Annotated in this window: 9 protein-coding genes; 2 read left to right on the top strand and 7 right to left on the bottom strand. The window is 67.3% G+C overall.

Annotation, left to right across the window (positions count from 1 at the left end; translation table 11 throughout):
- Positions 1-14 precede the first annotated feature (14 nt).
- The 3 genes from mads7 to AQJ84_RS20275 form a co-directional block, all read right to left on the bottom strand.
- Complete coding sequence (mads7, locus tag AQJ84_RS20285) at positions 15-1,712, bottom strand: methylation-associated defense system protein MAD7 (RefSeq protein ID WP_053191961.1); 1,698 nt, start codon at positions 1,710-1,712, stop codon at positions 15-17.
- Positions 1,712-5,905 carry a methylation-associated defense system protein kinase MAD6 gene (gene mads6 / locus AQJ84_RS20280; protein ID WP_051869676.1) on the bottom strand — a complete coding sequence of 1,398 codons (4,194 nt, stop codon included), beginning with the start codon at positions 5,903-5,905 and terminating at the stop codon, positions 1,712-1,714. Before mads6 ends, mads7 begins: the two co-directional genes overlap by 1 nt.
- A gap of 206 nt (positions 5,906-6,111) precedes the next feature.
- Positions 6,112-6,420, bottom strand: coding sequence for a PIN domain-containing protein (locus AQJ84_RS20275; RefSeq protein ID WP_310591781.1), 309 nt, complete (start codon positions 6,418-6,420; stop codon positions 6,112-6,114).
- A 23-nt stretch (positions 6,421-6,443) separates the two neighbouring features.
- On the opposite strand from AQJ84_RS20275, the gene AQJ84_RS42355 reads away from it, so the two are divergent.
- On the top strand, positions 6,444-6,608 hold the full coding sequence (locus tag AQJ84_RS42355) for a hypothetical protein (RefSeq protein ID WP_225889111.1): 165 nt from the start codon (positions 6,444-6,446) through the stop codon (positions 6,606-6,608).
- Positions 6,609-6,882: 274 nt separating this feature from the next.
- On the opposite strand, the gene mads5 is transcribed toward AQJ84_RS42355, so the two are convergent.
- The 4 genes from mads5 to mads2 are packed head-to-tail and all read right to left on the bottom strand — an operon-like array spanning position 6,883 to position 12,645.
- A complete protein-coding gene (gene mads5, locus AQJ84_RS20270) occupies positions 6,883-8,337 on the bottom strand; it encodes a methylation-associated defense system restriction endonuclease subunit S MAD5 (RefSeq protein ID WP_051869675.1) in 1,455 nt (484 codons plus the stop codon).
- The gene (gene mads4, locus AQJ84_RS20265) at positions 8,334-9,137 is read right to left on the bottom strand and encodes a methylation-associated defense system protein MAD4 (protein WP_030039091.1); all 804 of its coding nucleotides are present in this window, start codon (positions 9,135-9,137) and stop codon (positions 8,334-8,336) included. The genes mads5 and mads4 overlap by 4 nt, the downstream gene beginning before the upstream one ends.
- Complete coding sequence (gene mads3 / locus AQJ84_RS20260; protein WP_030039090.1) at positions 9,134-10,474, bottom strand: methylation-associated defense system AAA family ATPase MAD3; 1,341 nt, start codon at positions 10,472-10,474, stop codon at positions 9,134-9,136. The genes mads4 and mads3 overlap by 4 nt, the downstream gene beginning before the upstream one ends.
- The gene (gene mads2 / locus AQJ84_RS20255; RefSeq protein ID WP_030039089.1) at positions 10,471-12,645 is read right to left on the bottom strand and encodes a methylation-associated defense system DNA methyltransferase MAD2; all 2,175 of its coding nucleotides are present in this window, start codon (positions 12,643-12,645) and stop codon (positions 10,471-10,473) included. The genes mads3 and mads2 overlap by 4 nt, the downstream gene beginning before the upstream one ends.
- 1,445 nt (positions 12,646-14,090) lie before the next feature.
- On the opposite strand from mads2, the gene AQJ84_RS43095 reads away from it, so the two are divergent.
- Positions 14,091-14,243: a hypothetical protein gene (locus AQJ84_RS43095; protein ID WP_157874971.1), complete on the top strand. Its 153-nt coding sequence runs from the start codon at positions 14,091-14,093 to the stop codon at positions 14,241-14,243.
- Positions 14,244-14,733: the final 490 nt, after the last annotated feature.

Raw genomic sequence — 14,733 nt, 5'->3', positions numbered from 1 at the left:
CCGTCTGTCCTCCGCTACCTTCCGCCCGCCGTCACCGTGCCGTCTTCACCGATCACGAACCGCGGAGTGATCACCTGGGTGAGGTAGGCGTCGGACAGGTCGCTGTAGAAGCCGATCTCCCGCATCCGGGTCGTGAACGCCTCCGCGTTCGACCGCAGCACGGCTTGCTCCTCGAAGCCGATGGACGCGAATCCATCGTCCACCGGGAGTTGGTTCACGTGGAGGCCGTAGCGGCGGCGCAGGATGTCCATGAACTCGTCGAGGCGCAGGGACGCGGTGTGATGCAGGAAGCGGGATCGGGTGCCGCGGGCGTTGGGCCGGAGCAGCGCGATCTGCACCAGGACTTCCAGCAGCGCGCTGTCCAGGACGAAGCGGCGGCGGCCCCGGTAGGGCTGGGCAATGACCGCTCCCGGACGGTTCTTGAGCAGGAGGGAGTCGATGGAGTCGATGATGTAGTCGTTGTGGTATTTGCCCCGGTACGCCATGAGCACCTCGATGTACTGCTCGAAGGAGCTGAGGCCCATGCCCGCGCCGAGCAGCGGCCGTACGCCTTCGGGCTGCTCGGCGATGGGCGTGTCGTCCAGCAGCGTGTCCATCCTGGCAGCGAAGAACTGCTCACGCCGTTTCTGGTGGGGCTTGTCCGCGAACTGGAGCACTTCGGCGACCGTGAAGAATCCCCTGGACGGCTTGGTGATCTCGCCCAGGCTCACCAGGTGCTCGGCGAATTCGTCCAGTTTGCGGACCGTGTATCCGGCGCGGACGAAGCCCGGGATGCGCCGCAGCCAGACCTCGGCGCTCCGTTCGGCCAGCGCCGCGGCCGGTGTTCCGGGCGCTCCGGCCGCGTCGACGAACAGCCCGACACAGAACGGGCAGGCGGCGAAGTCGTCCTGGCCCTGGCCGGGGCCGGCGGGGCAGTTCTCCGGCCCGCAGGAGGGCTCGGCACCGAGCCGCTCGACCATGGACGTCAGCAGCTTCATCGTCTTCAGCTGTCCCAGGGCCAGGTGAAAGGCGAAGAGGATCTTCAGGTATTCGACCATGACGATGCGCGGCAGCAGGTCGCGCAGGGACAGCAGCCGCAGGACGTCGTCGGCCAGCAGATCGGACTGCCCGACGCACAGGGGCGGGGCGGAGTACCAGCCTTTGACGGTCTGCGGGGTGTCGTGCTTCACCTGGCTGTTGAGGTGGAGGACGGCCTGGGTCTCGACGTCGAGGCTGCTGCCGGGCAGAGGAGTGCCGAGTGCCGGGTCGAGGCCGTTGAAGAAGAACCCGCGGATCGCCTCCAGGGCGAGCGTGCCCCGTCCGTCACGGGCGTGCCGCAGCATCTCGTACAGCTGGGCGTCGGCGCCGTAGGCCCGGGAGTGGTAGTAGTTGCGGAACTTGTAGGTCAGACCGTGCAGGGGCCGCAGTCCCGCGACGGCCTGGCTGGGCTTGCCCCGGTTGACCATGTCCAGGAGCTGGGTCTCGATCCAGCGGCGGGCCATGTCGGGGTGGTCGCTGAAGCCCTGGAACCGGTCGGCGTGCTGCTCGTCGAGGAATTCCTGTACGAAGCTGTCGCTCTCGTGCTTGTGCCGCTGGGTGAGCCTGCTCGGATGCCCGTTGTGGTTGACGCGCATGAGGAAACCGGTGAGTACCCGGTCCATCTCGACACGCTTGAAATCCAGGTACGACACCCCGAGATGCCGGAACTCGCTGTCCCGTTTCCGCAAGGCCATCAGTTGCTCCCCGTTCCCGTGCCGGGCGCGGACTCGACCGGCGCCAGCCTGAGCGCTCCGTCCGCCAGCCTGGTGATCTTGTGCGGCATGCTGCCGGGCGCGGTGAGCAGCACCTCCTGGTACGGCGTGGCGGACAGCGCGTTCTTGAACACCGACAGCGCCAGGTTCTGTCCCTGCCGATCCTCCACGCCCGGCTGGTGGCCGTCGTGGAGGCGGTTCAGCAACTCGTACAGATCCAGCCGCACCACGAGTTCGGCGCGGTGCTGCCCGGCTCCTTCGGCTCCCTGGTAGCGGACCACCAACTCGCGCGGGCTGGTCTCAACGTAGGGCGAGTCGGGGGAGGTTCCGATCCGGAGGGTAAACCGGTCGGCGGGGAACAGCCGGTAGCTGCGTACGGTTCCGCCGGGAACCGACCGCACCTGCAGGGCGAGCGCTCGTCCCCCGTCGAGCGCGGCGCCCGGCAGGCCCTCGCCCCTGTTGACGGCCTCGATGATCCGGTCCAGCTCCGCAGGGCCTGGCTCGCTGCACGCGAGCAGATCCAGGAACCGGCCTCCGGAGTGATAGCTGAGCATGGTCTTCCAGCGCTCGTCGTCGAGGCTTTCGAAGAAGAAGCGGCGTCGGGCCGCGGCGAGATAGGCCCGGTGCCGGTCGGACGCACCTGCGCTCGCCGCGGGGGTGCGGGGCAGCGTGGCGAAGCGGTCCGCGAGCAGCGTGGCGTCATGGTCGCCGCGCTGGTCGACACTGACCAGACTGTGCCCTCCCGCGGGTCCCACATAGTCCAGTTTGCGGTCCAGTTGCGGGTCCGGGACGGTGGCGATGTCCAGTTCGCGCAACTGGGCGAGCAGCCGGTCGGGTTCTGACGAGCCGCCGGTGTGGATACCGGCCCAGCTGGTGAAGTAGAAGCTGTCCACGCGGTCCTGGATGCTGTCGGGACTGTTGTAGAGCTCGTGGATCTGGGCGCAGTCCCGCCCTGAGGTGAGCGTGTAGGCGAGGGCGGAGCGCAGGTCGCGCAGCGTGATGTGCAGCCGCCCGCGCAGATGGGTCATGCGGTACAACGCGGCCAGCCGCTCGGTCACCTGGGGCCCCGCGGCCGGATGGGCGAAGGTCTGCGCGTTGTGGCGGGCGTAGCAGCGCGGCGCCAGGTCGCAAGAGGAGCAGGCGGTCCAGTGCCTGGCATCGGTCATCATGCCGATCATGCGGTGCAGGATCGACTCACCGGTGCCTTCGGGATCGGCGACCACGTCGCGGACGTTGAGGTTCACCACCGCGATCCCGTGGGCGGGCTGTCCGGACCCCAGTCCCGCGCGGATGGCGTCGGCGAGCATCGGATACTCCTCGCCGCGCTCAGTGATGAAGTCGACGAGCCTGCCTTCATTGATGGCGATCAGCCGTGTCTCGTCATCGGACCACGCGCCCGGGTCCGCGCCCCGGTACGGAGCGAGGAACGCGTCCAGCACGGCGTTGTTGTCCTGCTCCCCCTCGTCCTGGCTGCCGTCATGGTTCGTGTGGAACGTACGGCCCTGGAAGACGAAGTCGTCGCCGTTGGCCCGCTTCTCACCGGGAACCGCGCCCCGCTTGACCGCCTCGGCGGCGAGCTGCTCCAGGAAGGCGGTCTTGCCGTCGCCCGCGTTGCCGGTGATCACCACCAGTCGGTGGTTCCCGGCCAGTACGTCCGCCCGCAGCCGGGTGTCCAGCGCGGTGGCCACGTAGAGCGGGAACTCCGCGGGGTCCAGCCCTCGAGTGCCGGCGTTGGTCCGGCTGCTCTGGCTGTACAGGGTCTGGAGGTGGCTGACGAAGGGGTTGGAGTTCTCCGCAACCGTCGCGGCGGGCGGCGGGGAGGGCAGGGTGTACGCCGTCCCGTGCCGCGCGGCGGCGGGTCGCACCCGCACCTCGCCGACGGCCCGTACAGCGGCCAGGAACGCCTCGGCGTCGGGAAAACGGTCCGCCCGGCGGGGCGCGATCGAGCGCATCAGCAGGTCGGCGAAGGCCCGGCTCAGATCGCCCAGCCCCGCGATCTTTCGAGGGTCGAGTCCCGGCTCGCCGCGCGGCGGCTCCTGCTTGCGTGGCCAGGGGTACTCCCCCGTGAGCGCCATGTAGGCGGAGATGCCCAGGGCGTACAGGTCGAGGTCGGCGAGTTCCGCGCGGGTGGGGCGCTGGCCTCGGGCAGAGTCCGGCGGGTAGTACTTCGGGGAGCCCAGGGTGGGGGTCAGGGTGGAGTCGACCGAGACGGCGGCGTTGAAGTCCAGCAGCTTGGTGCCCTCGGGGGTCCACAGCAGGTTGCTGGGCTTGATGTCGCAGTGGTAGACGCCGTTGCCGTGCAGGTGATCGAGCCCGCGCAGACAGTCCTCCAGCAGCCGCTTCACGTCGGCCGCACCAAGCTTGCGCTCCCGACGGGACACCGCCTGAAGGTCGTGCCCTTCTGCGAACTCCATGCGCAGATAGGGGAATCCGCCCTTGGGCAGCCAGTCGGCGTCGATGAGCCGCACCAGGTTCGGGTGCGGCGGAAGCTGCCGCAGGATGCGGTATTCGTCCTTGAGTCGGACCTCGACGGACTCGCGGTCCTTGGTGATGATCTTCAACACCTCGTCGGTGTCGTCCAGGGTGTTGAACACCTGGTAGACCACGCCGAAGCTGCCCCGGCCCAGTTCCTTGCGGACGTGGAACTTTTCCGTGAGCCGGAAGCCCGCTGGCAGACCGTAGTAGCGGTGCGGGTTCGACCAGTCGAAGGGTTCCTCGGGCTCCCCGGGCGGCGCATGGCCTCCCGCGCCGCGTCCGCCTCCCGCTCCGGCACCCGAGCCCGCCCGCAGCAGCGCCTCCAGTTCGGCGACGGCCGCCGCCGCGTCCGGCCGCTGTGCCGGATCTGCGGCCAGCAGTCGCCTGATCAGGTCCTTGATGCCGGGATCGAGTCCCGAGGCGTCGTCGAGGCTGTCGAGCAGCCGGCCCCCGCCGGTAACGATGGGCAGTTCGCCGGTGAAGAGCTCATGGAAGAGAACCCCGGCCGCGTACATGTCGGACGCCTTGGAGAATGAATGAGGCCCGGCCGCGCATTCCGGGGCCAGATAGGCGGCGTCATGGCGCTCGTACGCGTCCATCGCCACAGTGCCTGCGCGGGGCTGACCAGTGTGCGCGTAGTCGAAGCCGGTGATCATCGCCGTGCCGTTGCGGGCCACCAGCACCGTGTCCGGAGTGATGTGCCGGTGCACCACCCGGTATCCGTGCGCCACCGCCAGCCCCGACAGCACCCCGGACACCACCCGGCGCTTGGCGTCCGCTCCCAGCACGGGCTGGCCCCCGCCTGCGGACATGCGCACCCGCAGCGCCTCGGCCTGTACATCCTTCAGCACCACCGCGTAGCCGGTCTCGTCGTCCAGGGGGACTACGTCGACGCACGGCACGATGTTGCGGCTCGGCGGCAGTTTGTTGAGCGCCTGGAGCGGGTTGCCGATCTTCTCGCGCGCCCGGGTGTGCTCCTCCTCGGGCACCAGCGGATCGACGGTGTGCACCTGCACGAGGTAGGTACCCGAGTTCGGCTGGTCCGGCCGCACCGCCCGGTACACCGACACCCGGTCCGCGTCGTCCGTCGCCTCGGAATCGGCTTCGGCCAGGGTCTCGAAAGACTCGTAGACACCGAACCGGCGCGGCCCCGACGACGGCCGGGACACCGCGCCCAGGGCGCGGGCGATCTCTTCGTGCAGCCCGGTGATGTCCATCACCGGCGCACTGTTGGACGGCCGGTGCCGCCGCAGGAACGGCACGAGATCCTTCAGCAGGACGGTGTTCTTCTCGTCCTTGCCGTCCGGGTCGATCAGCTGCGAGTCCTCGTACGGGAGGATCACCAACTCCTCGCACCACACCGACCCCAGTTGGTGCGAGACGCTCGACTGCCGCAGCAGACTCGCGACCGTCTTGGCATGCTCCCGGACCTTGCGCACCGGACTCGGAAACGGCTGCCGCCCGGCCGGGAACCACCTCGGGCCGTGCACCTCGATCCGGCCGTGGGTCCCCTTGGTGTCAGCGATGTAGCAGGCACGGTCGGTGAGGATCGCGAGGTCGACCTCGAAGGTCTGCCGGTGCCGGGTGATCTCGAAGTTGTGGATCACGGTCCATTCGGCGGGCGCGTTGTCCCGCAGATGCCGCAGAACGACCTTCTCGGCGTCGTTGACCGGTTCTCCAACCCGGATGATGCGCGCCATCGGCGGCTGTTCCCCCCTGTACGGTCCCGTCACCCTCGCACGTCCCCCGCGCCTTGCGCACGGGGGCAGTTGACGGATGTGAACCGCACGGCACCGCCGTGTGCTCGCATCACTCTAGTGTGGTCGGGTCCCCAGCGTGACCGGCTGTTGACAACTGGGCAGCTAGCCGCCGTGCTCAAGCCACAGCTTTCGATAGTCGCCCACCGTCAGAGATCGTCGGGAAGCAGCCGGAAGGCGGGATGACCGGCGAGCGGCCGCATCATGCGGAAGTGGCCGTCCGGCGTGAAGATGTCGGCCGTCCGGAAGGCCGCAGCCAGGGCCACGTTCATCGCGTCCGTGGGCCCCACGCTCACCCCGCCATCCGCGTCGACGTAGCCTCGCATCACCGCCATGGCGGTCCTCAGATGCGGCGCCGCCCCTACGTGATCGCGTGCGAGCGGGACCGGGTAGGGCAGCGTCGGCGCCGGACAGCCCTCCTGCTCGCAGCTGACTTCGGCATCGACCCCGAACAGCACGTGGTCGGCGTGGAGAGGGCGGCGTGATGCGGCAAGAACTCAGGGCCGCCCCGTTCGGCACCGAACGAACCACGTCCGCCACGGACACCACCCGCTCGGCGGAATGCGCCCTCGGGCAGCAGTCCGCGTACGAGGACCTGGACGCCGGTGCCGACAGACGAAGGATGCGCTGCGGCCGCACAGCATGAGCCTGCAGCTGATGACCCGCTGCGGCTGCCCCTGCCACCAGCAGACGGAGGGCCTGCGATGAACGCCGGAACCTCGTCCGAGCCGGGCAAGTCCCGCATGACGATCAGCACGTACCGCCTTACCGGTGACGGGCGGCAGATCGGCAGGGCGGAGGAGCTCACTACGACGGCGGCCCCCTGCCCAGCTGCCCGACTCGCTGACGTGGCCGCCCTGCCACTGCCCCGCTGCCACACACCTCGGTAACCGTCTCCGCGACGACTGCCAGGCCCCTTCTCAGGCCGGGGTGGGCAGTTCCGCAGGGGCCACGCCCGTATGCTCCGCGACCGCCTTATCCAGCAGGTCCAGCGCCTGGTCTTCCTTCACGTCGGCCTCGTCCCGCTTGCGGTAGGCGGTCCGGATCGTTTCGGTGATTCGGTGCCGGTCAGCGGCAGTGAGCAGAGGCACAGGAATCGCCGCACACAACTCTGTATTGATGTCCTGCTGCTTCCCACCCGTGGACAAGGAACGCATGATGCGGAACAACGCCTCTGAACGGAAGAATGCAAATAGATAGGCGCCGGAGACTTCTGATACCCCCGAGCGAATACGAAGGAAATCCTCCGAAAAAGCCTTTTGGCGCCATGCGCCAGTCACGAAGATGGGGCGACCGTACACCTCGTTCTCGCCAAGAGTTCCTCTGGCGGCGACGAGAATCGTCTCATCCTGAGCCAGCACAGCCCTGGGAGTCTTTCCTTTACTGACCCAACGCCCCTCGGGACGAAGCCAGAACGCCTGCCGCTGACCCACCAGTTGATAACTGACTTGGGGGTCAATGGCGCCGTCCACCCGCGTAAAGCGCACCCCCCGACTCAATTGCCCGTCCTTGCAGATATCCCCAAGCAGCAAGTGATCCACCTCGCGCAGCTCGTCGATGATCCGGCGGGCCCTCGGCTGGTAGTTAAGCGCCCGCAAGGTCGTCGGTGTAAGCCCTCGCTGGGTGAAGCCCACATCCCGAGGCTGGTCATGCCACCGCAGGTCGAGCAGCTTCTCCAGGCGCGCCGTGGTGAACAGATCCCTGGTCGCCTCCTCCAGGCCGCTCTGGAACTCCGCCCGGAGCGACGCCGCCTCCTCCACGAGGTCGTGGATGCGGTTCTCAACCTCCTCTCCAAAACGTGGCACCGGAAGATCCGCGATGTGGTGCGGCTCGATATGCTGGATGATCGCGCCGTAGGCATGGCTCGTGATAATAGGGACGCCGAAACGGCTCCGCAGGAAGGTGTTGAGGTACCCCGACTTCACCCGTGCTGGATTGGCTTGGACCTTCATCACATGCTGCGAGGACCAGATGCCCCGCATGTCAGGCCGCACATACGCCATTCGCCCGATGGTCCCCGAGCAAGAGATCAGCGTCATCCCGGGCTGGATCTCCAAGTACTGGAATTTGTTGGCGACCTCATGGCCGAGCAGCGGCAGATGCGTGAGATCGGCTTCCATCATGTCGGTGCTGCCAAGAAAAGGAACGCCCTGCTCAGGGTCATTGACGTAAACGCGGCTGAACTTGGGGCCGTTGAAAATGCCTCCATTGTGCCCGGCTGTGAGGTCCGACAGCGGGTCCTTGCGAACCGAAAGCCGCTTCAGCAACTGCTTCGCCGCGAACGCTCCCGACAGATAGGGCGCCGCGTCCAGACGAAGCCCCTGCTCCCGGAGCCAGCTGAGTCGGACCGGGTTTTCTGTGGACGCGGTCTTCACTGCTTGGACTCCGTCTGCTTGGTGTGATCAGTCCCGTACTCCCCCGCCGCCGTCGCCTCCTGGGCGGGGAACCATTCGGCCAACGTGGCCATCAGCCGCTGGAACGACTCGTCCGTGCACCTTCGCACGGAGGGCAGAGCGAGGGCCAGCCGCTTGAAGATGCCGTTGTTCTGGTCGCCGGTGTAGCCCTCCGCGTAGAGGTACTCCACCGCCCGCTTCGGGTCACCGGGCTTGGCGGCCGCGGGCTGCCACAGACCGGCCTCCTCCAGCACCTGTCTCGGCGTGCGGTCGCCGCCCTTCGGTGTCCACAGGAGAACCCGCTTGACCAGGCCCGGGTCGTCGACCCAGAACCAGTTCTCCAACTCGGGGTTGATGACGATGACCTCGAACTGCTCCCAGACGCCGTCCAGTTGCGCGGCGATCCGGTCATGGATCTCGTCCGGGCCAGGGGAGCCCTCGTAGGCGTTGTCGACAACCACGACCGCACGGCGGTACTCACGTCTGCGCCGGTTGAGGATCTTGCCCGCTTCCCTCTTCACCAGCCCGGGATCGTGTCCGCCCGCCCTGACGATGTCGGTCTTGTGGTTGAAGTCGAAGCGGGCGCAGCCCAGTTTGTAGTGGAAGTCCTGCCGCCCCAGGAAGGTACCGATCATGGCCTCCATGCCCTTGTCGGCGACCAGGAAGACCAGCTCCCGCTTCGCCCCCTCCTCCACCGGAGCCGACTGCTGGGGTACGGAGGAGGCCAAGGGCGTCGCGGAACCGGAACCGGAACGCCGCCCCTTCGCAGTCGCGCGGCTCACTCGAAGACTCCTGTGGCGAAGAGCGTGCCGAGATCGAGGTCGTCCAGACCCGCGCGCCAGTCGGCCATACGCGGGTGGTGGTCGCCGCGTACGACGGTGACCGCGCCCGTCTCGGGGTCCATGCGGGTGGCGAGGACGTCGGCGAGGTCGGCCTGGGCCAGGACCAGCGGCGACTGGGAGGCGACGAGGACCTGGCTGCCACGTACGGTCCGCAGCGCCTGCATGACGATCTCGATGGCCTGGGGGTAGATGCCGTTCTCCGGCTCCTCGGTGACCAGCAGAGCGGGGGTGCGGGTCAGGTACGGCAGAAGTGTGAAGGCGAGTACCCGCAGGGTGCCGTCGGACAGGCCCGAGGAGGTGACCTGGTAGCCACCGCCGTAGGTCACGCGGAAGTAGGCGTGGCGGTCCTCCTCGCGTTCGACGACCTCGACTGCTTCGACCTGCGGCAGAGCGAGTTGGACCAGGTCGACCCAGGCGCCGTACCGCGCGGGGTCGTCGCGCTGGAGCTGGCTAGCGAGCCAGGGGGCGTTGAGGCCCTGAGTGTCGAGTCTCGGTTCGCGGCCAGCGGGCGGGGCAGCCTGACGGAGCGCGGACCACTCGGGTGCGTAGAGGATGGCGCCGTTGCGGAGGAGGTCCTGGAACCACAGCGCGGCGGGGAACTGCGTGTCGTCGAAGGGGACGGTGGCCAGAGCCAGGTTGCTTTGCTGGCTCCGGAAATTGAGCTGTTGGCCCTGCCGTCCCGCCTCAGGGGTGAAGCGGACGACGGGACCGCGGGTACGAGCGATCACCGGGCGCCAGGGCTCGTGCCACTGAGGGTTGATGCGCTGGTTGCGGCCCCGCCCGGTGACCGTGGCCTCATCCGGATCGCCGAGGGCTTTCACCTCGGGGATCGGCCGGACCGGGGTCTCCTCATGGAAGAGCACCAGATACTCGCCGGCGATCTCCAGCCCCCGCCCGCCGTCCACAGGTTCGAGGTGGAGCTCGTACCTCAGATGCGTGGGCGCGGGGAACCGCGGATCGCGGCTGGACTCGGCGATCACGTCGGCGACCGGACCGGGAAGCCGAGCTTCCATGGCGAAGCCGAAACCTCCGTCCCGACCCCGGTGGGCGAGTTCCATGAGGGACAGAGCCCGAGGAGGCCGCCCGGTAGCCGGGGAGAGGTCCAGGAAGGCATCCTCGATCCGGCGGGAGGTCAGCAGCTCGCCGAGCAGGACGGGGATGTCCAGCAGGGTGCTCTTGCCCGACCCGTTCGCGCCGGCGAGTACGTGGAAGCGGGACAGGTCGACGGCCAGGTCCTCGAAGCAGCGGTAGTTGTAGGCCTCGATCCGGGTGATCACGTACGAGCCTTCCAGGGAAGCTCGCGGGCATACCGCGCTACGAACTCGTGGTACCTCTCCGCAATCTTAGGAAGGTCGTTGTCGGGGATGGGGCGCTCCCGCTTGAACGTGCGCCGCACCTCTACGCCGGCGATCCGGAGGACTTCCTCGTCCTCGTACTCCTCGGTGACGACATGGCCCTCCGGGGAACGGACGACGACGGACTTCCCCCGGCGGTCGATGCCCACCTTCTCGGCGACCGCCATGAACACGGGGTAGTCCTCCGAGCCGTGGAAGCGCTCGGCCTGCTTTTCCTCGTCCGTCTTGCGGACGAGGAAAAGCAGGGTGGTGAGAATGTTGACCCCGGCCTCGTAGATGAACGTCTCCACCGGTAGTTCGACGCTGGCCATGACCCAGCACTCCTGCAGGATGAACCGGCGTACCGCCTCGTCCGAGGGCCCGGGGTTGGACAGGATGCCGTTGGGCAGGACGATGCCAATGCGTCCTCCCGGCCTGACCCACTCAATGGCGCGCTGCACGAAGAGCTGCTCGGGGGAGACGGCCGTGGCCTCACCCGACTTCTTCAGCTCGCCGTTCTCGCGGGTGTAGTTCCAGGCGACACCCCAGTCGCCGCCGCGCTGGCGCACCCGATCTCGATACCTGCCCAGCACCGCAGCCTCGGAAAATGGGATGTCGGAGCCGAACGGGGGGTTCGTCATCAGGACGTCCACGGCACCGAGCTGGATCTGCGGCACCCTCTTCGCCTCGTCGTTGCCCGGCAGGTGGCCGTCGGGGAAGGCGATCGAGTCCATCTGGTAGATGTTGCCTGCGATGTCGGTGAGCATCATGACGCCCATGGCAGCGGCGCGGCGCAGGAAGGGGTCGAAGTCGGCGCCGAAGATGTGCCCGCGCGCGTACGCGGCGAGCTTCTTGCGCAGGGGTGGCAGGATCTCGGCGTACTCCTGGCTGGTGAAGGTGCCGTTCTTCGGCTTCCACTGCTCCTGGAGGTAGTTGAGGGTCTCCCGGAGGAAGCCGCCCGTTCCGCAGCAGGGGTCGAAAACGGTCTCGTGCTCCCTGGGGGCGAGGATGTCCACCATCAGCCTCACCGCCCCTGTGGGGGTGAAGTACTGGCCACGGTCACCACGCAGGTTGTCACCCACGAGTTCCTGGTATGCCACGCCCTTGGCGTCGATGGGTGTGGCGTAGAGGCTGAAGGGGGCCAGCTCGCTGGTGATGAAGGTGAGTGCCGGCTCGGACAGGGTCAGCCGGTCACGGTCGTCGAACAGCCCCTGGTCCGCGTAGTCGGTCTTGACCTCCTCGAAGAGCTCCCTTATCCGGGCGGCGACGGCCGGGCTCCCCGTGCGGCCCTCCTTGTCCAGGTCCTCGATGCCGACGCGGAAGCGCGGTGCCCGCCCCTTCTCACGCACCAGCCGTTCGTCATGGATCTTGGCGAAGAGGACGTAGAGGAACTGCCAGAAGGCGGCGTCCTTGGGCAGGCCCTCGTTGCCGTGGATGAAATTGTGGCAGCGCCGGAAAGCGAAGCGGAGCATGTACTCGTCCGCGTGCCGGAGCTCCGCCAGGGACGAGGCGTCGCGGGTGGCGTCGAACTCCTCGTCGTCGCCCCGCGGCCAGTTCGGCAGCGGATGGAAGCGCGGCTCGAAACGGGTGCTCTCGCGCTCGACGAAGTACAGGTCCTTGTCGTCGGTCCACATGCCCAAGGTGCAGGATGGCCCGGCGGCGGTCATCAGATCGCGGAGCTCCTGCAACTGGGCGTCCGCCTGGGCGTAGGTGCGGATCTTGGTAACCGTACGGCCGTTCTTGGGGCGGGCCTTGGTGACGACGATGCGCTTCAGGTTCTCCGGCGTCTTCGGCTTGTCGTGCTCGAAGATCGCGATGCTCGCCCGCTTGCGGCTCATCCGGCCGGTCTCTGTGTTGAGGACCTGGAGCGGGTAGTCGCGGACCATGTCCTCCGGGTTAATGCCGTACTGGTGCACCAGCACCTTGGCGATGCGCTGGCGGACGATCTCGGCGTCGGTCAGCTTGACGACGTCCTTGTTGCTGATGTAGTCGATCGTCTCGTCGTCGCCGAGCTTTCGAGGTACGCCGGTCTGGCCGGACTGCTGCTCGGGCCGCCCGTTTTTCATCGGCTTCTCCGGCACGGGGATGCCGAGGTCCAGCTGCTCGTCGGCCATGTATACCTTCTACTCCATTCCGACTACCGTCGGTCCCGCGGACGGATACGTCTGTGTGCGCTGCGCACCCACACCTTAAGGCAGTGCGGGATTTGACGATGGCGTCGCACTTACACCCAGGGACATCGGCCGATTCGACGCCAGATCAGCGTACGACTGCGGGACGCCAGGGCAGCCCGCTGTCGAGTGGGCCACATAGCTCTCATGCGTGTAAGGACCGAGCGAGAAGCCCCTTGGCGAAGAGTTCACGGCACGGACCCGAGCAAAGCTCAGACCATCGCATCCCATATCCCGCCATATGGACCAAGCGGGGTGGCTACTTGTCTAGCCACACTTGATGCTTCACCCATGAGCTTGCCCAATCCCACGCCTCGCCTCCTGTTGACGCTGGTCGTGATCGACAACGCGGAACGTGTAGCGCTCCTCCGGTCACCAAGAGCACTCCGGTCACCAAGAGCAGCCTCGCCATGGACGCTGCCTCGGTGCGCGGTGCACCCACAGGAGAGCCAGATGGAAGCGGCTACCCGGCTAGCCAGAGACTGCTTTGCGGGCCACCTGTTGCGATGGGGTTCAGTCGTAGGGCATCGATTCACGCCGCCGTCTACGGACGGCTCACCCAGGGTACGGACGGGGGAACGGGTTTTGATCGCTCGCACCAACCGGGTCCAGCACACTGCCCTGGACAGTGGTTTTCAGGCAGCCGCGTCTATGCAGTGGGTGCCGCGCATGAGACTGGATGATGTCCTACAGGAACCGCATGGTGACACCACTGCAACGTTGGTGGCTGGCTATCTCGAGGGCTGGCTACCGGACGGCCCGATCACCTTGTACTAGCCACAGCACGCGGGTGAGGATTGGTGGCACAGCTCGCGAGACCCCTACATGCAGGCAACATGTAGGAGTGGCCTTCCCGGTCGGGTGAAATAGGGCCGCTTTTGGGCCTAGCAGTACGCCTGCCCCTTACAGTCTTGTCCGTCGCACTTATGCAGCGCAGCCCCGGCAATAGGGGGTACGCAAGCCAGTCGGGGACGGGAGTAGCAGTGGGGGGCGAGTCACTCTTCCAGCGTCTGGACGCAGAAGAAGGTGCGGTCCGAGAGGCACTCGATCATCTGCGGAGTGAGGTGGCGTGCCTGGAGGAACGCCTGGCGCACCTAGCTATCACTCGGCGGACGGTTCAGGCGCTGCTCGCAGACCCGACTGACACGTCCCGGTCGGAGAAGCATCCAGTCACAGAGCAGTTGCACGTTACAGAGGCGGATGAGGGGCCAGCGGAAGACGGCGAGGGCTGCGCAAGCTCCCCCTCTCGGGAGCCTGCCACGCCGAAATCCGATCGGGTTCCCCCTCAAAGGCGCCAACGCCCGCTCGACAGTCGTGAACTCGGCCCGGTAAGCCTGCGCATCGTGACGCTCGTATCAAGCGCGGATCGTCCGCTTCGCCCCAAGGAGGTGGCAATCGCCTTGGGGCGCACCAACCCCAAGCGGACTCAGGTCGAGGGTATCCGCGCAGCACTGAAGCGGCTCGCCGACGGAGGCCACCTCCGCAAGGTCGGCCCGGGTCTCTTCACCGGACCTTCTGACGAGATGAAGGAGGCCGCCTAAGGGTCACTTGAAGGACGACGTCGCGCAGGCGACTGACGTGGCAGTCGGACAAATAAGTGGTGCCGCCGAGGTGGAAGCTCAGCGGCACCGGTGCACGTGAGACCTGCAACGGGCTTCAGCATGCCCTCGGAGCGTAACCCACCACTGGGCCACGCGGAGGGCGTGCTGGGCCGATTTCACCCTGCCTGCGTACAGAAGCGCCGGCGAGCGGGAGGTTCAGCAATGTCGAGACCCCGGTCCCGACGAACCCGGGTACAGACCGATTCCGAGTCCGTCCTCCAACCGGCTCAGCGTGGCCACGTCGGGCCAACTGTCGCCGACCAACAAGTTCGCGATGGCCTGTCGATTCACTCCGCTGAGTGCAGCGACGCGGCGGAGACCGAGACCCTCTTGGTTGACGTGCCTGGCCAGCGACCTCGCGATGGCTTGGACCACCCTGGCCTGGGGGTGATTGGGGATCACCGCGTCGGGCCAGTTCTCCGGGTCCGTG

The sequence above is a fragment of the Streptomyces resistomycificus genome, assembly GCF_001514265.1.
In the GTDB taxonomy this organism is placed as follows: Bacteria; Actinomycetota; Actinomycetes; order Streptomycetales; family Streptomycetaceae; genus Streptomyces; species Streptomyces resistomycificus.
The sequence above is the reverse complement of the archived record's forward strand: the minus strand, read 5'-3'. Positions and strand labels throughout refer to the sequence as shown.